The sequence below is a fragment of the Herbaspirillum sp. Her3 genome (assembly GCF_057961275.1).
Genome location: NZ_CM176328.1, coordinates 2,639,023 through 2,660,398, shown reverse-complemented (window position 1 = coordinate 2,660,398; position 21,376 = coordinate 2,639,023). Strand labels below are relative to the sequence as shown.

Sequence of the window (21,376 nt, the reverse complement as noted above, 5' to 3'; positions counted from 1 at the left end):
AGGATCACATGGGGTTTTCGTCGATCCAGTCGCCCGAAAAATCGAGGATGTAGGCGATGGCCTCGTCTTCGGTATCGAATTCATTGGTGGGCGCCTTGCGCTGGTAGCGCAGCTTGCCGCTGCCATCCTTGCCTTCGTGAATCACGAAGCAAGCCATGAATTTGCCGTTGTCGAGCTTCTTGATCTCCGGGATGACGGCGTTTCCCTTGTACGGGAAGATCTGGGACATGTGATGAAACCTCCTTGTTACGAGGCGACATGCTAGCACAAGCCAGCCTTTCCCACCGCTGGCCGGCCGGCGCGAAGGCCTGCGCCGTGCCACCACTATTTGCAACATTGTTGCATTTGTGAGATATTCGCAACTCAGTTGCATTTAAGCAGTTAACCCAAACTGCTGATTGCGTTTTTACCGGCTCCTCATTTCCGTCATTTCACGCTCCTCATGACCACCCCACAACGCCAGCCCGGCGACCGCCGGCTCCCCGTCACGGTGCTGTCCGGCTTCCTCGGTGCCGGCAAGACAACCCTGCTCAACCACATCCTGCACAACCGCGAAGGCCGCCGCGTGGCGGTGATCGTCAATGACATGTCGGAGGTCAACATCGATGCCGCCCTGGTGCGCGATGGCGGTGCCGATCTTTCCCGCACGGAAGAAAAGCTGGTGGAGATGAGCAATGGCTGCATCTGCTGCACCCTGCGCGAAGACCTGCTCATGGAAGTGCGCAAGCTGGCCCGCGAGCGCCGTTTCGACCAGCTGGTGATCGAATCGACCGGCATCTCGGAGCCGCTGCCGGTGGCCGAAACGTTTACGTTCACCGATGACGAAGGCGCCAGCCTCTCCGACGTGGCGCGCCTGGACACCATGGTCACGGTGGTCGATGCCTTCAATTTCCTGAAGGATTACAGCTCGCAGGACAGCCTGCAGGAACGCGGCGAATCGATGGGCGAGGAAGACAGCCGCACCGTGGTCGACCTGCTGATCGAGCAGATCGAGTTCTGCGACGTGATTGTGTTGAACAAGCTGGACCTGGTGTCGCCAGCCGACCTGGAGCGCCTGCACGCCATCCTGCACAAGCTCAATCCGCGCGCACGCATCGTCACCGCACAATTCGGCAAGGTCGCGCTGGACCAGGTGCTCAACACCGGCCTGTTCGATTTTGAACAGGCCAGCCAGGCGCCCGGCTGGCTGCAGGAACTGCGCGGCGAGCATGTACCGGAGACCGAGCAATACGGCATCACCAGCTTCGCCTGGCGCGCGCGCCGCCCCATGCATCCGCAGCGCTTCCACGATCTGGTCAACAGCGAATGGCCTGGCGTGGTGCGCTCCAAGGGCTTCTTCTGGCTGGCCACGCGGCCGGCACACGCCGGTTCGTGGTCGCAAGCCGGCGCGGTCTGCCGCCACGGCCTGGCCGGAAAATGGTGGGCCGCCGTGCCGCGCGAAAAATGGCCGCAGGATCAGGAATCCATCGATTTCATCCTGGAGCAGTGGGACGATAACGTCGGTGACGCGCGCCAGGAGCTGGTTCTCATCGGCATGGACATGGACCAGGCTGTACTGACCGCCCGGCTGGAAGCCTGCCTGCTGAGCGATGCCGAGATGGCGCAAGGTCCGATGGGCTGGGCGCGCATGGCCGATCCCTTCCCCGGCTGGGAGTGATCTGGATGTCCCACATCAACAAGCCGGGCACCCTGCCCGACGTGGCCAGAGACGAAGCGGCCAGCATCGCCCTGCCCCTGCAATGGGTGGGCATGCGCGGCATCGCCCTGCCGCTGCGCCTGGAGGATGGCGCCCTGCTGCCGGCCAGTGCCGAGGTCGCGGTGGACCTGCCCGATCCGCAAGCCAAGGGCATCCACATGTCGCGGCTCTATCTGCTGCTCGATACCTTTGCCAGCCGTTCGCACCTGACACCCGCCGCCCTGCATGGCCTGCTGCGGCAGATGCGCGAAAGCCATGCCGACTGCCAGTCGCGCGCAGCGTCCCTGCGGCTGGACTTCGCGTTGCTACAGCAGCGCACGGCACTGGTCACGCCTGAGCTGGCGGGCTGGAAGAGTTATCCCGTCACGCTCTCGGCACAACTGCAGGATACGGCGCTGGACATGCGCCTGAGCGTGCGCATCGCCTATTCCTCTACCTGCCCCTGCTCGGCCGCCCTCTCGCGCCAGGCGCTACAGGATGCCTTTGCGGCGGACTTCGCGCAGCAGGATGCCATCCGTCACGATACCGTGCTGGCCTGGCTCGCAAGGCACGGCAGCCTGGCCACGCCGCACAGCCAGCGCAGCGAAGCCGAACTGGGCATTGCCGTGGCCGGTGATGCCGCGCATTTTCCCTTGCGAGACCTGATCGACACCGCCGAAACCGCACTGGGCACGGCCGTGCAGACCGCCGTGCGGCGCGCCGATGAACAAGCCTTCGCGCTGGCCAACGGCGCCAACCTGATGTACGTGGAAGATGCTGCGCGCCGCCTGCGGCAGGCACTGGAAGCGCGCTTCGGAACCTGCGCGATACGCGTGTCGCACTTCGAGAGCCTGCACGCACACGATGCCGTGGCCACCACCGCCAGTCCCGACTGGCAGGAGCCTATGCGCTAGGGCGCACGCCGCTGTCCATCGGACACAAGGGCGGCTGGCAGCGCCGCCCGAACCGGGGTATCGTTGCGCCTTCTGTCTTCTTGCGTGATCCACTTGTCCATGATGTCCGACCAACTTCCGACTTCCCTGCATAGGCTGCAATACACGGCCTTCGCGCCCGGCCCGCGCCTGCTGATCCTGGGCGCGGTCCACGGCAACGAAACCTGCGGCACCCAGGCCATCCACCGTCTGCAACGCGAACTCGACAGCGGCCGCTTGCGCCTGCAGCGCGGCCTGCTGACACTGGTGCCGGTGACCAATCCGCTGGCCTACCACAAGCGCCAGCGCCAGGGAGAGCGCAATCTCAACCGCAACCTGCGCCCGCATGCGGCGCCGGCCAACTTCGAAGACCAGCTCTGCAACGTGCTCTGTGGGTGGATCGATGAGCACGAGATCCTGCTCGACCTGCACTCCTTCCATACCGGTGGCACGCCCTTTGCGATGCTGGGTCCGGAAGACAACAGCGGCGAGGTCGAGCCCTTCGCCCATGCGGCGGCCGAAGCGCGCATGGTGGCGCACCTGGGCTGCCAGCGTGTGGTGGAAGGCTGGATGGGGGCCTACGTGAGCGGCGTGGAACGCCGCCGCCAGCAAGGTCATGCGGTCTCGCCCGACCTGCTGGACCGGCAATACGGCGTGGGCACCACCGAATATGCGCGCAGCAAGGGCCTGTATGGCGTGACGCTGGAATGCGGCCAGCACGACGACCCGCAAGCACCGGAAGTGGCCTACCGCGCCATCCTGCAGACGCTGGCACTGCACGGCATGATCGACGCGCCCTTGCAGCCGCCGGTGGCGGACATCCAGCTGATCCGGCTGGTGGACGTGATCGACATGGATCATCCCGAGGACCGCTTCAGCCGCGAATGGTCCAGCTTCGATCGCGTGCAGCAGGGCGAGGTGATCGGCCATCGCCATGATGGCCAGGCGGTGATGGCACCGGAGGCCGGTTACATCGTCTTTCCCAACCCGCGCGCCCTGCCGGGCAACGAGTGGTTCTACTTCGGGGTGGACAGCCAGCGGCGCCTTTGATGCCTGCGATGCCGCTTCAGCAATCCAGCGCGTAGAAGCGGGTATCGACCACCATCACCGGGAAGCTGGCGGGCAGTTCGCTCTTGTCGATCAGGCGGAAACCATTCTTTTCATAGAAGCGATGCGCCGCCAGGAACTTGGCCGTGGTCCCCAGGAAGATCTGGCGCACGCCCTGCGCGCGCGCCCAGGCGATGGCCCCTTCCAGCAGGCGCGCGGCGGTGCCATGCTCCTTGCCGCGATGGCTGGCCGCCACGAACATCTTGCGCAACGCCACTTGGGCGTTGCCGATGTCGAGCAGCGAGACGGTGCCCACCACCTTGCCGCCATCGAGCGCCACCCAGAAATTGCCGTGGCCCTTCTGGTAGAAACCGGCAATATCCTTCAGGTCGGGCTGTCCCTCCAGCGTGATGGGAATCCCGAACTCTTCCTGCTGGATGGGCAGGATCACGTCGACCACGCCCTGCGCGTGTTGCGGGCGATAAGTTTGAATCTCGATCATGGAAAATCTTTATAAATGATTTATAACATTATTTAAGTTCATTTCCCGGCGTCAGCTCCCAGCAGCGGGGGCTGTGGGCGAAACCGATATGGCTGTAATAGTCGGTCGCATCGGGGGCCGCCAGCAGGCGCAAGCGACAGCGCGGCCCGAGGCGGCTACGGGCGGCGCGGATCAATTCCTTGCCGATCCCCTGGCGCTGATATTGCGCATCCACGGCCAGCTCCGACATGTAGCAGGCATAGACGAAATCGGTCACGCAGCGCGCCACGCCCACCAGCAACTCACCGTCCCAGGCCGTGGCCATCAGGCTGGCGTGGGTCACCATGGCTTGCATGCATTCGCGGTCCTCCAGAGGACGGCGCGGGCCGAGCGAAGTGCGGGAAAGGATGTCGATGAATTGATCGGCGCTCAGGCGAAGATCGGTACGGTAGACGATGGGCATGGGCTCGCTGGCAGTCGTGGCGACGAAGCCGACCACGTTAACACAAAACGCCGCAGGGCATGCGGCCTTACCTGCCCGGTACGCAGAAGATCGTTCAATCGGACATGAGAGCCCCGGCGGGACCGGGGATGATCAAAGCCGCCGTTTGGCCCGAGGGCAACACACCAAAGCTGCCCCGGCGCTGCATTTGCGGCGTCAAAGGCAGGTCATGGTGCAGAAAACGTCAGCCGGTGTGCCGATTCGTTCAGGCGTTTTTCCAGCCCGGTGCACGTTTTTCAAGGAAGGCATTGACGCCTTCCTTCTGGTCCTGGGTATCGAAGAGATCGACGAACAGTTCGCGTTCGGTCTGCAGGATGGTCCCCAGCGGATTGTGGCGCGCGCCCTGGATCAGCTGCTTGCTGGCCGCCACCGAGGACGGGCTCTGCTTCTCGGCCTGCAGCGCCAGCGCCAGCGCACGTTCGCGCGCCTGGCCCTTGGGTACCACTTCTTCCACCAGGCCGATGCGCAAGGCGGTCTCGGCATTGACCCGCTCGCCGCACAGGATCATGCGCTTGGCCCAGCCCTCACCGACCAGCCAGGGCAGGTTCTGCGTCCCCCCGGCACAAGGCAGCAGCCCCACGGCGGCTTCGGGCAGGGCCATCTGGGCCTGTTCTTCGGCGATGCGGATGTCGCAGGCCAGGGCGCACTCCAGGCCGCCGCCCATGGCATAGCCATTGATGGCGGCGATGGAAACGCCACGGAAGGCAGACAGCGTTTCGAAGGCTTCACCGAAGCGGCGCGCCATCTCGCGCGCCATGGCCTTGTCGCCATCGGCGAAGAGCTTGAGGTCAGCGCCGGCGGAAAAGAATTTCTCGCCTTCGCCGGTCACCACCAGGGTGTAAATGTCACGGTCGGCATTGAGGTCCTTGACCAGGCGCGTCAGGTCCGCCAGAGCCTCGCGGGTCCAGGTGTTGGCCGGTGGATTGGAGAGTGTGAGCACGGCGGTGTGGCCGCGTTTTTCCAGTTTCAGGTTAGTGTAGTCGGGCATGCTTTCCTCGGGATGGCTCGGGATGGTTCAGCGGATGTCGTCCAGCGTGTCGCGGCCGAGCAGGTTGCGCGAGATGATGACGCGCATGATTTCATTGGTACCTTCCAGGATCTGGTGCACCCGCACGTCGCGGAAATAGCGTTCCAGCGGATATTCGCGGATGTAGCCATAGCCGCCGTGCAACTGCAGCGCCTCGTTGCAGACGCGGAACCCCAGGTCGGTGGCCAGCCGCTTGGCCATGGCGCAATAGGTGGTCGCCTCGGGCGAACCAGCATCCAGCTTGGTGGCGGCCAGGCGCACCATCTGGCGCGCCGCCACCAGTTCGGTCTGCATGTCGGCCAGCTTGAATTGCAGCGCCTGGAAGTCCGCCAGCGGACGGCCGAACTGCTTGCGTTCCTTCATGTAGGCATGGGCCGCGTCCAGCGCTGCCTGGGCTGCGCCCACCGAGCAGGTGGCGATGTTGATGCGCCCGCCATCCAATCCCTTCATGGCGAAGACGAAGCCCTCGCCTTCCTCGCCCAGCAGATTGCCCACCGGTACCTTGACGTTATCGAAGCTGATGGTGCGCGTGGGCTGGCTGTTCCAGCCCATCTTGCTTTCCTTCTTGCCATAGCTGATGCCAGGCGTATCGCCCGGCACGGCAATGGCGGAGACGCCGCGCGCACCGGGACCGCCCGTGCGCGCCATCACCACCAGCAGGTCGGTGCTGCCCGCACCCGAAATGAAAGCCTTGGCACCGTTGATCAGGTAGAAGTCGTCCACCCGGCGTGCCGTGGTCTTCAACGACGCCGCATCCGAACCCGAGCCCGGCTCGGTCAGGCAATAGGAACCGATCTTCTGGCCAGCAGCCAGTTGCTCGCACCACTCTTCCTTCAGTTCGGCATGGCCCCAGGTGGCCACCATCCAGCTGACCATGTTGTGAATGGTGAGGTAGGCCGCCGTCGATGTACAGGCGCGCGCCAGTTCTTCGAAGACGATGGTGGCATCCAGCCGCGACAGGCCCAGTCCGCCTGCCTCTTCCGGCGTGTAGAGACCGCAGAAGCCCAGTTCGCCGGCCTTGGCGATCACGTCCAGCGGGAAATGCGCCTCCTCGTCCCACCTGGCGGCAAAGGGCGCCATCTCGCCGGCGGCAAAGTCGCGCGCGCTTTGCTGGAAGGCCAGTTGGTCTTCATTGAGTTCAAAGTCCATGCTTGTCTCCTGTTCGTTGTTTTAGGGCCTGGATCCGCCTCGGGCTTTAGCTTAATGGAATTCCGGGCGCGCAGTTGTCACCAGAGCGACATTGGCTTGCCATGAAGAAAACGAACAGGACCGATCAGGCGACCGGACCGAAGCCGAAAGTGTCTGCAACTGTACCGGTAAGGTTTGCAGGGTGTGCGATGACGGTATGCAAGCCGTCTGTCGCCGAAGAGCCGGGTGTCTGTCGAGGACCGGCCAGTGAGCGCTCACTTGGGTCACAGCCTGTGCGCAGTTGCGATCGCCTTCTACGGTTGGCGTCGCCGCTGCGGCAGGCTCAGCTGCCGAACGGATAGGCACTGCTTGTCTCCGAAATTTTTGTCTCAGATAGCGTCTGCCATCACTGCACCGGGTAAGGTGCATCACTGCCAGACACATCGACCGTGGTAGCGGTCCACACAACAATCTCCGTCTCGAAAACTGCTGTGACTGAAGTCTATCCGCCCGGCGGCAGAATCCGGAAATACCGAATGGGGATAGGGATATAAGGAAAAACGATAGCCCGCGTTCAGCGCCCATACAGCGCCTCTTCCGTGCTTGCCTTGCAGCAAGCCAGGCATATCCGCTGAAATGATTTCAGCGCTTTTTTCATCCGCCTGAAAGCAAGTCGCGTTATCCTTGCTGCCAATTTTGGGTGCTGCGCTGAGGCAGCATTTCCCTACAACAACACAACAACACAGTTAGCCCGCCACGGAGAATCATGAGCACCCCCACCGAAGCACTGATGGAACCCGATAGCGCGGTCTACAAGACCCTGCTGGAATCGACCAAGGCAATTCCCTGGAAGATCGACTGGAGCACCATGCAGTTCGCCTACATCGGCCCGCAGATCGAACAGCTGCTGGGCTGGTCCCCGGAGAGCTGGAAGAGCGCTGACGACTGGGCCATGCGCATCCACGCCGACGACCGCGAAGCGGTGGTCAACTTCTGCATCGCGCAATCCAAGGCCGGCGCCGACCACGAAGCCGACTACCGCGCGCTGACCCGCGATGGCGAGCACGTCTGGATCCGCGATGTAGTGCACGTGGTGCGCAACCCTGACGGCAGCCCGAATTCGCTGATCGGCTTCATGTTCGACATCACCGAGCGCAAGAAGACCGAGGCCCGCCTGATTGAACTGCAGAAGGAACTGGAAGCGCTGTCCTACCGCGACGGCCTGACCAACGTGGCCAACCGCCGCATGTTCGATTCGGCGCTGGAAGTGGAATGGGCCAATGCGGTCAGCACGCGTGCGCCGCTGTCGCTGATCATGCTCGACATCGATTACTTCAAGCAGTACAACGACCATTACGGCCACATCCGCGGCGATGAATGCCTCAAGCAGGTGGCGCAGATCCTCAGCCAGAGCGCCACCCGCAGCCGCGATTTCTTTGCCCGCTATGGTGGTGAAGAGTTCGTGCTGATCCTGCCTGAATGCGATGAAAAGGCGGCCCTGCAAGTGGCGCAACGCTGCCGCACGCTGATCAACGAGGCCGCCCTCCCCCACGCCAAATCGCAGATTTCGGAGCACATCACCATCAGCCTGGGCGTAGCCACCATCGTGCCCTCGCCCATGGACCAGCGCATCGCGTTCCTGGAACAGGCCGACCGCCGCCTTTACCGCGCCAAGCAACTGGGCCGCGACTGTATCGGCGTAAGTGACTGAACTGTATCGGCGTCGCCGATTAAACTGTATCTGTCTCGTAGCGAAGGCCGTGACTACAATCGGCCTTCCCGCTTCCGCCATGGCGAAAGTTTTCTGACCCTGCTGCGAGACCTTCATGCCTGCCACCTACGCCTACCGTCTGCTCAACGTCTTTGCCGAATCGACCTTCGGCGGCAATCCCCTGTGCGTGTTCGAGGACGCGCGTGGCCTGGATGACGCCACCATGCTCGCGCTGGCGCTGCAATTCAATCTCTCGGAAACCACCTTCATCTTGCCCTCGGCAGTAGCCGATGCCCGTGTGCGCATCTTCACCACGGGCTATGAAATGCCGTTTGCCGGCCATCCCACGCTGGGCACCGCACAGGTAGTGCGTGATCTGCTCGGCTGCGGCGACGCACTGCGTCTGGAGTTCAAGGCCGGGGTGGTGCCGGTCAATGCCGAAGGCGATGTCTGGACCTTCACCGCACCCTGTCCTGGCGGTCCGCGTACCGCACCCTCGCCGCTCTCGCGCGCCGAGGTAGCGAGCCTGTTGGCGCTCGACGAAAGCGACCTGGCAACCGACCCAATGTGGGTTGACACCGGCGCCGACCAGTTCCTGATTCCCCTGCGTTCGGTTGCGGCGGTCCGGCGCGCCCAGCCCGACAGCGGCCTGCTGGGACGCTGGCCGGTGAGCAGTCTGGGACGCAGGACGGCCTATGTCTTCGCCTTCGATGAGGAGGCCCCGGGCCAGGTGCTGGCGCGCTATTTCTTCACCAAACAGGGCGGCGGCGTGGCCGAGGACCCAGGCACGGGCTCGGCCTGCGCCAACCTCGGTGGCTGGCTGATCGCTACCGGCGCGAACCTGCCTGCGCACTACGCCATCGACCAGGGTGCTGCAGTGGACCGTCCATCGCGCCTGCGTCTGGCGGTTGGTGCCGATGGTACGATCCAGGTCGGCGGACGCGTCATCGAGATCGGACGCGGCACGGTCACCATCGATCCGGTCGGACGCACCCTGCTGGCCTGAACGGGCTGCTCAGCGACTGAGCCCGCCTTCCTGCGTGAGCGGGAAGATCAGCGCATGCAGCCAGTCCATGAACTCGGCCAGCCGCGCCGGCACATGGCGCCGGCTGGCGTAGAGCAGATTGATCGGCATGGGCGCCGGGCGATATTGCGGCAGCACCTCCACCAGCTTGCCACCGTCGAGCATCTTGCGTTTCTGCGCGCCTACCAGTGGCAGCTGGATCAAGCCCAGTCCGGCCTGGCAGGCCGCATAGTAAGTCTCCGTACTGTTGACGGTGACGCTGCCGGCCATGGGCAGGGTGTGGGTCTGGCGGCCGTCGAACCATTCCCATCCCGGTGAACGTCCGCCCAGCACCTGGCGGTAATGCACCAGCTGGTGATGCGCCAGGTCCTCCAGCGTGCGTGGCGTGCCGTGCCGTTTCAGGTAGGCGGCGCTGGCGCAGTTGATCTGGACCAGATGGCCGATGGGCCGCGCCACCAGCGAGGAATCATCCAGCGTGCCGGTGCGCAGCACGCAATCAAAACCTTCGGCCACCAGGTCGACGCGGCGGTCGCTGGCCGACAATTCGATCTCCAGTTGCGGATGTTGCTTGAGAAACTGCGGCAAGGCCGGCAGTACCACCTCGCGCGCCATGGCACTGGACATGTCCACCCGCAGCTTGCCGCTCAAGGGCTGCCCACCGGCGCGGAACATGCCGCGCAAGGATTCGAACTCATCCAGCAGATCCTGGCTGCGGCGGTAGAAGGCTTCGCCATCGGCCGTCAGTTGCACGCGCCGCGTGGTGCGCTGGAGCAGGCGCGTGCCCAGCATCTGCTCCAGTTGCTGGACGGCCAGCGAGACGCTGGCATTGGGGAGCCCGAGCTGGCGCGCCGCGCCGCTGAAGCTGGCCAGTTCGGCCACGCGCTGGAAGATTCTGAGGGTATCCAACTGGTTCATGAGCAGCCCGCGATTATTATGAAATATTGAAAAGTCTAATAGTAAATCAGAAATTTATTAGGTATTTTCTTCTCAATATACTGGGCTCCGTGGTCTTGCAATTTCTCTCCCGATCTTGCTTCCCATTTTCCCGACGACTTAACCGGAGCCTGAACATGACTACCCAACTTTCTTCTGCCAACACCTCCCCTCGCATCGCCCTGATCACCGGCGGCAGCCGCGGCCTGGGCAAGAACGCCGCCCTGCACCTGGCGCGCGAGGGCGTGGGCATCATCCTCACCTACGTGGGCAACCGCACTGCGGCCGAGGCCACGGTATCCGAGATCGAGGCCCTGGGCGGCACCGCCGTGGCGCTGCAACTGGACCTGGCCGACAGCACGAGTTTCCCGGCCTTCGCCGAAAAAGTGCGCGATCAACTGGTCCGGCAGTGGCAGGCCCGCCACTTCCACTATCTGGTCAACAATGGCGGCATGGGCATGCATGCCAGCATTGCCGAGACCAGCGAGGCGGTCTTTGATGAGCTCTTCAAGGTCCACCTGAAAGGTCCGTTCTTCCTGACCCGGGCGCTGCTGCCGCTGCTGGCCGAGGGTGGCCGCATCATCAACATCTCCAGCGGACTGGCCCGCTTCTCCCTCCCCGGCTATGCTGCCTACGCGGCCATGAAGGGCGGTGTGGAAGTGATGACGCGCTACATGGCCAAGGAATTCGGCACGCGTGGCATTGCCGTCAACACCGTGGCACCGGGCGCCATCGAGACCGATTTCGGCGGCGGCCGCGTGCGCGACAACGCCGAACTGAACAGTTTCGTGGCCAGCCAGACCGCGCTAGGTCGCGCCGGTTTGCCCGATGACATCGGCGCGGCGATTGCCTCGCTGCTGCGTCCGGACAATGGCTGGATCAACGCGCAGCGCGTGGAAGTCTCGGGCGGCATGTTCATCTGAGAATGACCGGGGTTGCCGCCCCGTCCTGACGAGATGCCAGTGTTCCCAAGCGGGAAACACTGGTTTTTTTGTGCGTCATCGCTGGCTTTCAGACCATCTCATCTGCGCTTTTCGGGCCGCGCCCGCACGCCCCGTTCAGCCTTGCACAAGCTGGCATGTCAGGTGCTGACGCATTCTGTTGCGCAATGGAATCTGCTCGGGTAACATCGCTCGCGTCCAGTGAAGGGCGGTTCACGTAACGATTGCAACACATGAAGCTGAACTGCTCATCACACCGCCTCCACGGGCGGCGAAACAGAACAACAAGTCAGGGCACCGTCAGGGTACGGTGATTTCAGGGAAGGGCGACCGGCATGCATCGAGCGTGGCATCGCGCAACAGGCTGGCGCCCGCAAGGTGGCGTATTCATGGGGGGTAGTATTTTCAGTCAACTCTTTCGCAATCGCGCAGTCCGTGCCTGTGCGAGCGCTGCCACACTGTTCACCGCACTGCTGGTTTCCCCTGCTTCCCACGCTGCCGGTCCTGCCGTTGCCGGCGGACCCGATTGCTCGCGTCCTTACACGCTGGCGCTGCACGATCACGGCCTGCTCTACTCTGCCGCCACCGACACTGGCATCGACAAGGATTTCGCCGATGAGCTGATCCGCCGCAGCGGCTGCAAGGTCAACGTCAGCCTGATGTCGCGCGCGCGCATCTGGCAACTGATCGAATCGGGTGCGCTGGACTTCAGCCTGTCGGGCATCACCAATCCCGAGCGCGACAAGTTCGCCGCCTTCGCCTGGTACTTCAGCAACAAGTACTACCTGCTGGTGCGCAAGGATGCCGGCATCAGCCAGTTGGCCGACGTCGCGCGCAATGAGCACTTCCAGCTCGGCGTCATCCGCAGCTTCCGCTACAGCAACAACGCCAACCGCATGGTGGACCAGCTCACCGCCGCCAATCGCGTGAGCCTGGCCGGCGGACTGGAACCGCTCTACGAAGCACTGCTGCAGAACCGCATCCAGGGCATGATCATGGAGCCCTTCGATTACCCGGTGGTGGAAGAAAAGCGTATTCGTGATGCCACCACCGTCATCAGCTTCGAGGATCCTTCCGTGCCGCACGGCTTGATCATGTCACGCCGGGCACTGCCGCCGGCCGAGCTGGAGAAATGGCGCTCGCTGGTCAACGGCATGCTGGCCGACGGCACGGTGCTGCGCATCTTCCGCAAATACTTCAGCCCGGAACTGGCGGCGGCCATGGTCGAATTCCAGAGCAAACCGTGAACTGGATCCGCCAGATCCTGCTACCCCTGATCATCCTGACCACAGGATTGGGCGTTACCTGGACCGCCTGGAACCATGAGCACGAAGCCGCAGCCAAGGAAGTCCATACGCAGTTCGCCTCGGTGCTGCGCGAAACGGTCAGCCGCATCGAACAGCGTATGGCCTCCTACGAGCAGATGCTGCACGGGGTGCAAGGCCTGGTATCGGCCACCGGCAACATCGACCGCAACCAGTTCCGCGACTATGTGGATGCACTCAACCTGGACGCCAACTTCTCTGGCATCCAGGCCATTTCCATCGAAGAATGGGTGCCCGCTTCGCAACTGGAGGCGCACCTCGCGCGCATGGCGCGCCAGGGGCTGGCCGACTACAAGATCCGCCCGTCCGGCGCTCGCCTGGCCTATGCGCCGACCATCCTGCGCGAGCCCTATGTGGGCCGCAACCGCCTGCCCTTCGGCAATGACCAGTGGTCCGACCCGGTGCGCCGCGAAGCCATGGAGAAAGCCCGCGACTCCGGCATGGCCACCATCTCCGGCAAGGTCGCACTGGCCGAAGAAGACCCCGAGACACCGGCCTTTATGATGTACCTGCCGCTCTATGAGCGCGGCAAACCGCAATCGACCATCGCCGAGCGCCGTGCCAGTCTGATCGGCTGGGTGCACGCGGTGTTCCGCATGAGCGACGTGATCGCCAGCCTCTATGGCGAGAGCAGCCGCACCATCGCCTTCTCGCTCCATGACGGCGTGAACCAGGAACCGCAAGCCCTGCTCTATCGCTCACCCCTGGCCGGCGCCCCCCTGCACCGGCCGCGCCTGCAGGCCGACGAATACCTGGTGCTGGCCAACCACAACTGGACCTTGTCGGTCAGCACCACCGATGCCTTCACCGCCCAGTTCGGCCGCAATGCCGAGCCACTGATCGCCGCCACCGGCATCGGCATGAGCATCACGCTGGCCCTGCTGGCCTGGCTGATGATGTCGAGCCGGGTGCGTGCCGTGCGCCTGGCCCAGAAGATGACCGCCGAGCTGCGCGCCAGCGAAGAACAATTCCGCGCCATCGCCGACTGCACCGTCAACTGGGAAGTCTGGTGGGGCCTGGACGGACGTCCGCGCTGGATCAATCACGCCGTGCGCGACTACACCGGTTATACGGTGGAACAATGCCTGTCCATGCCGGACTTCATCGGCACCATCGTCCACCCCGATGACGAGCACCGCATCCGCGCCGAGCTGGCCCGCTGCATTGATGGACAAAAGCGCGAGGACGTGGAATTCCGCTGCGTGCGCAAGGATGGCACGGTGTTCTGGCTGGCACTCTCCTCGGCACCGATTGCCGACGCGCAGGGCAGCCTGAGCGGCTTTCGCACCAGTGCGCGCGACATCACCGAGCGCAAGCAGATCGAAGCCGAATTGCGCATCTCGGCCGTGGCCTTCGATTCGCGCGAGGGCATGCTCATCACGGACGCCAACAGCCAGATCCTGCGCGTGAACAAGGCCTTCACCGAAATCACCGGCTACACCGCCGAGGAAATCGTCGGCAAACATCCCAAGCTGCTGCGCTCGGACCGCCACGGTCCGGCCTTCTTCGAGGAGATGAGCCATAGCATCCGGCGCTTTGGCAAATGGCAAGGCGAAATCTGGGACCGCCGCAAGAATGGCGAGGTCTATCCGCAATGGCTGACCATCTCGGCGGTCAAGAACAAAGACAACCAGGTCACCCACTACGTCAGCACCCATCACGACATCAGCGACCGCAAGCTGGCCGAGGAGCGCATCCGTGAACTGGCCTTCTTCGATGCCCTGACGCGCCTGCCCAACCGCACGCTGCTGCTGGACCGCCTCAAGCAGGCCATCGCGCTCTCGCCGCGCACCCGTACCTGCGGCGCGCTGCTGTTCATCGACCTGGACCACTTCAAGACCTTGAACGATACGATCGGCCATGAAAAGGGCGACACCCTGTTGAAGCAGGTGGCCCAGCGCCTGCTGGCCAACGTGCGTGAAAACGATACAGTGGCGCGCGTGGGCGGTGACGAATTCGTCGTGGTACTGGAGGGCTTGAACGAAAGCCAGCAGGAAGCCGCCACCCAGACCCGCGCCATCGGCGAGAAGATCCTGGCTGCGCTGGGGACGACCTACCAGCTCGACGAGGTGGAATACCGCACCACCGCCAGCATCGGCGCCACCGTCTTCCTGGGCCGCGCAGCCTCGGTAGATGAGCTCATGAAGCAAGCCGACCTGGCCATGTACAAGGCCAAGGAAACCGGCCGCAATGCACTGCGCTTCTTCGATCCGGCCATGCAGACCGCCGTGCTGGAGCGGGCCACGCTGGAAGCCGGGCTGCGCAAGGCCATCGAGGGCGATCAGTTGCTGCTGCACTATCAGCCGCAGGTGGTCGAGGGCGGCCGCGTGACCGGTGCCGAAGTGCTGGTGCGCTGGCAGCATCCGCAGCGCGGCATGGTGCCGCCGGGCGACTTCATTGCGCTGGCCGAAGAAACCGGACTGATCCTGCCGCTGGGCAACTGGGTACTGGAAACCGCCTGCAGGCAGCTGGCGGCCTGGGCCAGACAGCCACGCATGGCCGAGCTCAGCATCGCGGTCAACGTCAGCGCGCCGCAGTTGCGCGAGCATGATTTCGTGCAGACCGTGCTGGACATCATCGAACGCACCGGCGCCAATCCGCGCCGCCTCAAGCTGGAGCTCACCGAAAGCCTGCTGGTGGACAACGTGGAAGACATCATCCAGAAGATGTTTGCCTTGAAGGCGTATGGCGTAGAGTTTTCGCTGGACGATTTCGGCACCGGCTACTCCTCGCTTTCCTACCTCAAGCGGCTGCCGCTGAATCAGCTTAAAATCGACCAGTCTTTCGTACGCGATGTCCTGATCGATCCCAACGACGCCTCGATTGCCAAGACCATCGTCAACCTGGCCCAGAGCCTGGGGCTGGGGGTGATCGCCGAGGGCGTGGAAACCGATGCCCAGCGCTCCTTCCTGGCCGATGCCGGCTGTCATGCCTACCAGGGCTATTACTTCTGCCGGCCGGTAGCGATAGAGGCCTTCGAGAAATTCACCCAGGACCGCGACCTTCACATATCCGCTGCCTAGGAGCCCGACTCATGCCCCACGCCCTGTCTTCCTTCGCCATCAACCAGAAATGGCCGGCGCAACATCCCGACCGCATCCAGCTGTACTCGCTGCCCACGCCCAATGGCGTGAAGGTCTCGATCATGCTGGAAGAAACCGGCCTGCCCTACGAAGCGCACCTGGTCAGCTTCGAGACCAATGACCAGATGTCGCCGGAGTTCCTGTCGCTCAATCCGAACAACAAGATCCCCGCCATCATCGATCCCAACGGCCCCAATGGCGCAGCGCTGCCGCTGTTCGAATCGGGTGCCATCCTGCTGTACCTGGCCGAGAAGACCGGCCAGTTCCTGCCGGCCGATGCCGCTGCGCGCTATCAGGTGATCCAGTGGGTGATGTTCCAGATGGGCGGCGTGGGCCCGATGTTCGGCCAGCTGGGTTTCTTCCACCGCTTTGCCGGCAAGGAGTATGAGGACAAGCGTCCGCGCGACCGCTACGTCAACGAAACCAAACGCCTCTTGGGCGTGATGGACAAGCGCCTGGCGCAGAGCCAGTGGCTGGGTGGCGACGCATATTCGATTGCCGACATCGCCACCTTCCCGTGGATCCGCAACCTGATCGGCTTCTATGAAGCGGCCGAGCTGGTCGGCTTCCAGGACTTCCCGCATGTGGCGCGCGCCCTGGAGGCCTTCGTGGCACGGCCTGCCGTGGTGCGCGGACTCAACATTCCGGCACGCGGCTGAACCGCTCAACGGCAGCCACAGGCTGGCGGCGCAGGGTGTAAATCACTTTGCGCCGTTGTGGTCTGCGCGTTAACATGGCGCCCATCTTTGCGAACGCATTCCGCCAGCCATGACGAACCGTTTTCCTTCGCGCGCTGTTGATCGCGCCCGTCCTGCTCGCCCGCGCCGCCTGCGCCAGTACCTGCTGGCTGCGCTGTGCGGGCTGTCGCTACTGACCAGCCTGCCGGCTGGCGCGGTCGATCTCTCCTTGAAGACGATCCGCGTGGGCAATCTCTCGCGCGCCTATTTTTCCGAACGCAACGCCATCGGTGAACCGCAACCGCTGATCATCGCGCTGCATGCCAGCGGCTCCAGCGGTTCACTGCTGGCCCGTGCCACCGGCTTCACCGAGGTGGCCGAGGCGGCCGGCTACATGGTTGTCTATCCCAACGGCACCGGACTGGCCATCGACGCGCGCACCTGGAATTCCGGCGGTTGCTGCGGCTATGCACAGATGCACAAGGTCGATGACGTCGCCTTCCTGCGCGCCCTGGTCGACAAGCTGGTCAAGGATGGGCTGGCCGATCCCAAGCGCGTCTACCTGGTGGGCGTGTCCAATGGCGGCATGATGGCCTATCGCATGGCCGCCGAAGCACCCGAACTGTTCAGGGCGGTGGCCGTGGTCAGCGCGGTGCTGGACGTGCCGCCCGAGACGGTCAAGGCGCCCATGCCGGTGCTGCACATCCATGGCAGCGACGACCCCTTCATTCCCTTCCTGGGCGGTATCGGCAAGCAGGAAGTCTCGCAGTTGCCGCGCCTGTCGGTGGCGCGCAGCATCGAAGCCTTCATCAAGGCCGACGGCGCCAATCCCCGCCCGACAGTCAACGACATCCCCGACACCGCCAACGACGGCACCACCATCCGCCAGTACACCTACGCCAGCAAGAGCGACCCGCAGGCCGTGGTGCTCTATGAAGTCAAGGGCGGCGGCCATGCTTGGCCGGGCGGCCTGGTGCCCATCATCAATGGCGGCAAGTCGTCGCAGAACCTGGATACTTCGCGGACCGTCATCGGCTTCTTCAATGCGCATGGGGGTGGCAGCAAGGAGCAACAAGCCGACGATAATCTCCCGCCTGGCGCCACCCCGCTGCCAGCCGCAGCGCCCGCTACCACTGCGCCGGCCAAACCGGCACTACCGGCCGCCCCCGCACCTACGGGTCCCGGCATGAAGGGATTACCGCCCGGCTGAGGCTGCCATCGCAGCACAAATCGCCTATCATAGCGACCAGCGTTCAACCTCCCGCCACGACAATGAAAAGACTCCTGACCAGCATCCTGATCGCCATCGTCCTGTACTTCCTGCTGCCCTGGATAGGCAAGCTGATTCCGCATTACCGCCTGGCGGTCATCTGCATCACGGCCGGCATCGTCTCCTTTGCCATCTCGGCACTGATGGACAAGACCTGATTGCCGTCCGGCACACCAACGAAAACGGCCGCAACGTCTTCACGTTGCGGCCGTTTCGTTTCATCACTTCAATTCAAGCTTATGCGGCGAACCGTTCAGCACTCACCCTTGCGCTCAAGACCCGGGGGGCAATCCCGTCCATGTCCCGGAGGACCGCGATGATCGTCCCGACCTTCGTCGCGATCCCGGCCCGGCCGCGGCGGCGGACCACCACGCCAACCGCCGCGATCCAGCTCCCAGCCGTGCGGACCCTGGCGCCAGACCGGCGGGGCGTAGACGAAACCGGGGCGCTCGCGCTCCCAGTGGCCTTCGCGCCAGAAGTGGCGGTGACCATCCCAATCCCAGAAACCGGGGATCCAGACAAAACCATGGCGCGGCGGCGGCAAGGGTTCGGCGCGCGGCGGTGGTGGCGGCGTACCGATATTGATGTTCACGGATACTTGCGCCTGGGCAGCCGGCAGTACCACCGCCGATGCACCCAGCGCCAACAGGCTGGCGAATATTATTTTTTTCATCATATATAACAGTCAAGGGGTGAAGATTAATGTAAGACTTCTGTGGGCTGATGCAGTTCCGGCCTTTACACCAGCCCGGCGTACCCGGTTCAGGCGCCCTTGGCGTTCTTGAACATGGTCTTGATGCCGCGAATGGCCTGGCGGATGCGCGATTCGTTCTCGATCAAGGCAAAGCGCACATACTCGTCGCCATAGTCGCCAAAGCCGATACCGGGAGAAACGCAGACCTTGGCCTGTTCCAGCAGGATGCGCGAGAACTCCAGCGAGCCAAACTGGCGATAGGGCTCGGGAATGCGCGCCCAGATGTACATCGACGCCTTGGGAATATCGACCATCCAGCCGGCCTCATGCAAGCCCTTGACCAGCACGTTGCGGCGCCGTTCGTAATTGGCGCGGATCTCTTCCACGCAGGCCTGGTCGCCCTCCAGCGCAGCGATCGCCGCCACCTGCACCGGCGTGAAGCTGCCATAGTCGTGATAGCTCTTGATGCGCGCCAGCGCGGCCACCAGGCGCGCATTGCCGACCATGAAGCCGATCCGCCAGCCGGCCATGTTGTAGCTCTTGGAGAGCGTGAAAAATTCCACCGCCACCTCGCGCGCGCCCGGCACCTGCATGATGGACGGCGCCTTCCAGCCATCGAAGGTGATGTCGGCATAGGCCAGGTCATGCACCACCAGGATCTGGTGTTCGCGCGCCAGCCTGACCACGCGCTCGAAGAACTCCAGCTCCACGCACTGCGCCGTCGGATTGGAGGGAAAGCCCAGGATCATCATCTTGGGCTTGGGATAGCTCTCGCGCACCGCGCGTTCCAGCTCGTCGAAGAAATCCACGCCCGGGCTCATGCGCACCGAGCGGATGTTGGCGCCGGCAATGACCGCGCCATAGATGTGGATGGGGTAGCTGGGGTTGGGTACCAGCACGGTATCGCCCTTGTCGAGCGTGGCCAGCATCAGGTGCGCCAGGCCCTCCTTGGAACCGATGGTGACGATGGCTTCGCTGTCGGGATCGAAGTCGACCTCGTAGCGGCTGCGGTACCAGTGCGCAATGGCCCGGCGCAGACGCGGAATGCCCTTGGAAGAAGAATAGCCGTGGGTATCGGGCCGCTGCGCCACTTCCACCAGCTTCTCGACGATGTGCGGCGGCGTGGGGCCATCGGGATTGCCCATGGACATGTCGATGATGTCTTCGCCACGGCGGCGCGCGGCCATCTTCAGTTCGGCGGTGATGTTGAAGACGTAGGGCGGCAGGCGTTCGATGCGCGGGAAGCTGACCGGAAAAGCGTCGGCAGCGAAAGAAGAGGAAGAAGCAGAAGGAGAAACGTCAGGCGTGCGCGAGGGATCGCGCGCATCGGCGGATTGCGTCATGGAGGTCTTTCACGTAAGCGCCCGGAACCGTCCGAGCGACGTTGGAACCAATGTTCCGCCGATGATTTTATGCGCGAAGCTTCACCTGCACAAGCGCAAATCGCCTTGAAAGCCTGATTCCAAACCTCGATATTCATTTACCTGCCATTTTCCGCTCAACCACCTGCCGTTCGGACTGAGCAGGCCCGCCAAGGCCGTATCGAAGGCGCACATGAGGCGCAACCGCCGCAGCGTCTTCGATACGCGGCAGCGCCGCTACTCAGTCCGAACGGGTGTGGGTGGTACATGCGATGTCTACGGCATGGCTATTCGTACTTCCGCGCATCTTCGATGACCTTCCCGTCATTGGGCAGGCTGCCCGGCGCCACCAGCAACACCTCGCCTCTGAGCTTGGTGACCTCGCGCAGGCTGCCGGCCAGTGCAACCACGTCGATGGCAGGATCTTCCGGATCACCCACTTCGCAATGCAGGGTCATGACGTCATTGGCCATCTCGCCCGAGACCACCAGCCGCGCCCGCAGCACATCCCCGTGCCGGCGCAATACATCGGCCACCTGCGAAGGATGGACGAACATGCCGCGCACCTTGGTCGTCTGGTCAGCGCGTCCCATCCAGCCCTTGATGCGGGTATTGGTGCGCCCGCAGGGAGAAGCGCCCTGCACCACCGCCGACAGGTCACCCGTGCCGAAGCGGATCAGCGGATAGTCGGGATTGAAGGACGTCACCACCACCTCCCCCACCTCGCCCTCGGCCACCGGATCGCCGGTACCGGGCCGCACGATTTCCAGGATCAGCGATTCATCCAGCACCATGCCGGGATGCACCGCGCCCTCGCTCATGGTTTCGTAGGCGATGTTGCCGATGTCGGCCGAGGCATACAGCTGCAGCACCTGCGGCACGCCATGTTCATGGAACCAGTGGCGCAGCGAGGGCGGCAGCGCTTCGGCACTGACCAGCGCGCGCTGCACGCTGGAGATATCCGTTCCCATCTCCTCTGCCTTCTCGATGATGATCTTCAGGAACGAGGGCGTGCCCACATAGGCATCGGGCTTCAGGGCCGCCATCGCATTGACCTGCAATTCGGTCTGGCCGATACCGGCCGGGATCACCGCACAGCCCAGCCGCGCCGCTGCCCCCTCGACCATGAAGGCGGCCGGGGTGAAGTGATAGGCAAAGCAGTTCTGCAGGATATGCCCGGCCTGCAATCCCAGCGCCTTCATCGGGCTGGCGAAGCGCCACCAGTCGGCGCCCTGGCCTTCCGGATCGAAGATCGGACCGGGTGAGACGAAGAGCCGCCGCAGTTGCCGCGCGGGCGTGGTGTTCAGGCCGCCGAAGGGGCTCTCACGCGTCTGCAATTCCTTCAGGTCGGATTTGCGGGTCACCGGCAATTGCGCCAGCGCTGCGCGCGAACCGACGGCCGCCGCCTCGACACCGGCGAGGATGCGCGCCCAGCCCGGCGCGCCTTTGGCCCGCGCTACCAGTTGTGGCAACGCGCGCATCAACTGCTCTTCTCGCTGTTGCGGATCACGCCGTTCCAGCGCGTCCAGCTCGGCCACCACCTGCCTGGGATCGGACATGATGCC

Annotated in this window: 20 protein-coding genes; 11 read left to right on the top strand and 9 right to left on the bottom strand. The window is 63.7% G+C overall.

What is annotated here, in order from left to right:
• Nucleotides 1–4: 4 nt before the first annotated feature.
• Complete coding sequence (locus ACVC5H_RS12195; RefSeq protein ID WP_034331366.1) at nucleotides 5–229, bottom strand: hypothetical protein; 225 nt, start codon at nucleotides 227–229, stop codon at nucleotides 5–7.
• Nucleotides 230–442: 213 nt separating this feature from the next.
• Between ACVC5H_RS12195 and zigA the strand changes: the two genes are divergently transcribed.
• The 3 genes from zigA (at nucleotide 443) to ACVC5H_RS12180 (ending at nucleotide 3,657) form a co-directional block, all read left to right on the top strand.
• The gene (gene zigA / locus ACVC5H_RS12190; protein ID WP_489622538.1) at nucleotides 443–1,657 is read left to right on the top strand and encodes a zinc metallochaperone GTPase ZigA; all 1,215 of its coding nucleotides are present in this window, start codon (nucleotides 443–445) and stop codon (nucleotides 1,655–1,657) included.
• Between the two features lie 5 nt (nucleotides 1,658–1,662).
• Nucleotides 1,663–2,589, top strand: coding sequence for a GTP cyclohydrolase FolE2 (gene folE2 / locus ACVC5H_RS12185; RefSeq protein ID WP_489622537.1), 927 nt, complete (start codon nucleotides 1,663–1,665; stop codon nucleotides 2,587–2,589).
• Nucleotides 2,590–2,691: 102 nt separating this feature from the next.
• Nucleotides 2,692–3,657, top strand: coding sequence for a M14 family metallopeptidase (locus ACVC5H_RS12180; protein WP_489622536.1), 966 nt, complete (start codon nucleotides 2,692–2,694; stop codon nucleotides 3,655–3,657).
• A gap of 16 nt (nucleotides 3,658–3,673) precedes the next feature.
• On the opposite strand, the gene ACVC5H_RS12175 is transcribed toward ACVC5H_RS12180, so the two are convergent.
• The 4 genes from ACVC5H_RS12175 to ACVC5H_RS12160 form a co-directional block, all read right to left on the bottom strand.
• A complete protein-coding gene (locus tag ACVC5H_RS12175) occupies nucleotides 3,674–4,156 on the bottom strand; it encodes a GNAT family N-acetyltransferase (RefSeq protein ID WP_489622535.1) in 483 nt (160 codons plus the stop codon).
• A gap of 28 nt (nucleotides 4,157–4,184) precedes the next feature.
• Nucleotides 4,185–4,598, bottom strand: a complete 414-nt coding sequence (locus ACVC5H_RS12170; RefSeq protein ID WP_489622534.1) for a GNAT family N-acetyltransferase — start codon at nucleotides 4,596–4,598, stop codon at nucleotides 4,185–4,187.
• A gap of 244 nt (nucleotides 4,599–4,842) precedes the next feature.
• Entirely contained in the window at nucleotides 4,843–5,625 is a 783-nt protein-coding gene (locus ACVC5H_RS12165; RefSeq protein WP_489622533.1) for an enoyl-CoA hydratase, read from the bottom strand.
• 27 nt (nucleotides 5,626–5,652) lie between these two features.
• Entirely contained in the window at nucleotides 5,653–6,813 is a 1,161-nt protein-coding gene (locus ACVC5H_RS12160; RefSeq protein ID WP_489622532.1) for an acyl-CoA dehydrogenase family protein, read from the bottom strand.
• A gap of 769 nt (nucleotides 6,814–7,582) precedes the next feature.
• Here ACVC5H_RS12160 and ACVC5H_RS12155 point away from each other — a divergent pair.
• Together ACVC5H_RS12155 and ACVC5H_RS12150 are read left to right on the top strand one after the other, a co-directional pair.
• Nucleotides 7,583–8,503 carry a sensor domain-containing diguanylate cyclase gene (locus ACVC5H_RS12155; protein ID WP_489622689.1) on the top strand — a complete coding sequence of 307 codons (921 nt, stop codon included), beginning with the start codon at nucleotides 7,583–7,585 and terminating at the stop codon, nucleotides 8,501–8,503.
• Between the two features lie 115 nt (nucleotides 8,504–8,618).
• Entirely contained in the window at nucleotides 8,619–9,509 is an 891-nt protein-coding gene (locus ACVC5H_RS12150) for a PhzF family phenazine biosynthesis protein (RefSeq protein ID WP_489622531.1), read from the top strand.
• Between the two features lie 9 nt (nucleotides 9,510–9,518).
• On the opposite strand, the gene ACVC5H_RS12145 is transcribed toward ACVC5H_RS12150, so the two are convergent.
• Nucleotides 9,519–10,442 (bottom strand): LysR family transcriptional regulator, encoded by a 924-nt coding sequence (locus tag ACVC5H_RS12145; RefSeq protein ID WP_489622530.1) that lies wholly within the window; start codon nucleotides 10,440–10,442, stop codon nucleotides 9,519–9,521.
• Nucleotides 10,443–10,597: 155 nt separating this feature from the next.
• On the opposite strand from ACVC5H_RS12145, the gene ACVC5H_RS12140 reads away from it, so the two are divergent.
• The 6 genes from ACVC5H_RS12140 to ACVC5H_RS12115 all read left to right on the top strand — a co-directional run bounded on the left by ACVC5H_RS12140 (nucleotide 10,598) and on the right by ACVC5H_RS12115 (nucleotide 17,914).
• Nucleotides 10,598–11,383, top strand: coding sequence for an SDR family NAD(P)-dependent oxidoreductase (locus ACVC5H_RS12140; RefSeq protein ID WP_489622529.1), 786 nt, complete (start codon nucleotides 10,598–10,600; stop codon nucleotides 11,381–11,383).
• 407 nt (nucleotides 11,384–11,790) lie between these two features.
• Complete coding sequence (locus tag ACVC5H_RS12135; RefSeq protein ID WP_489622528.1) at nucleotides 11,791–12,648, top strand: substrate-binding periplasmic protein; 858 nt, start codon at nucleotides 11,791–11,793, stop codon at nucleotides 12,646–12,648.
• Complete coding sequence (locus ACVC5H_RS12130; RefSeq protein ID WP_489622527.1) at nucleotides 12,645–15,749, top strand: bifunctional diguanylate cyclase/phosphodiesterase; 3,105 nt, start codon at nucleotides 12,645–12,647, stop codon at nucleotides 15,747–15,749. The genes ACVC5H_RS12135 and ACVC5H_RS12130 overlap by 4 nt, the downstream gene beginning before the upstream one ends.
• Nucleotides 15,750–15,760: 11 nt before the next feature.
• On the top strand, nucleotides 15,761–16,468 hold the full coding sequence (locus tag ACVC5H_RS12125; protein WP_489622526.1) for a glutathione S-transferase N-terminal domain-containing protein: 708 nt from the start codon (nucleotides 15,761–15,763) through the stop codon (nucleotides 16,466–16,468).
• Nucleotides 16,469–16,577: 109 nt separating this feature from the next.
• Nucleotides 16,578–17,696 carry a CE1 family esterase gene (locus ACVC5H_RS12120; RefSeq protein ID WP_489622525.1) on the top strand — a complete coding sequence of 373 codons (1,119 nt, stop codon included), beginning with the start codon at nucleotides 16,578–16,580 and terminating at the stop codon, nucleotides 17,694–17,696.
• A gap of 62 nt (nucleotides 17,697–17,758) precedes the next feature.
• On the top strand, nucleotides 17,759–17,914 hold the full coding sequence (locus tag ACVC5H_RS12115; protein WP_338715119.1) for a hypothetical protein: 156 nt from the start codon (nucleotides 17,759–17,761) through the stop codon (nucleotides 17,912–17,914).
• A 95-nt stretch (nucleotides 17,915–18,009) separates the two neighbouring features.
• On the opposite strand, the gene ACVC5H_RS12110 is transcribed toward ACVC5H_RS12115, so the two are convergent.
• From ACVC5H_RS12110 to ACVC5H_RS12100, 3 genes are all read right to left on the bottom strand, one after another.
• Complete coding sequence (locus tag ACVC5H_RS12110; RefSeq protein ID WP_489622524.1) at nucleotides 18,010–18,429, bottom strand: YXWGXW repeat-containing protein; 420 nt, start codon at nucleotides 18,427–18,429, stop codon at nucleotides 18,010–18,012.
• Nucleotides 18,430–18,518: 89 nt separating this feature from the next.
• Nucleotides 18,519–19,793: an alanine transaminase gene (gene alaC, locus ACVC5H_RS12105; RefSeq protein ID WP_489622523.1), complete on the bottom strand. Its 1,275-nt coding sequence runs from the start codon at nucleotides 19,791–19,793 to the stop codon at nucleotides 18,519–18,521.
• A gap of 305 nt (nucleotides 19,794–20,098) precedes the next feature.
• Nucleotides 20,099–21,370, bottom strand: coding sequence for a phenylacetate--CoA ligase family protein (locus ACVC5H_RS12100; RefSeq protein ID WP_489622522.1), 1,272 nt, complete (start codon nucleotides 21,368–21,370; stop codon nucleotides 20,099–20,101).
• Nucleotides 21,371–21,376: the final 6 nt, after the last annotated feature.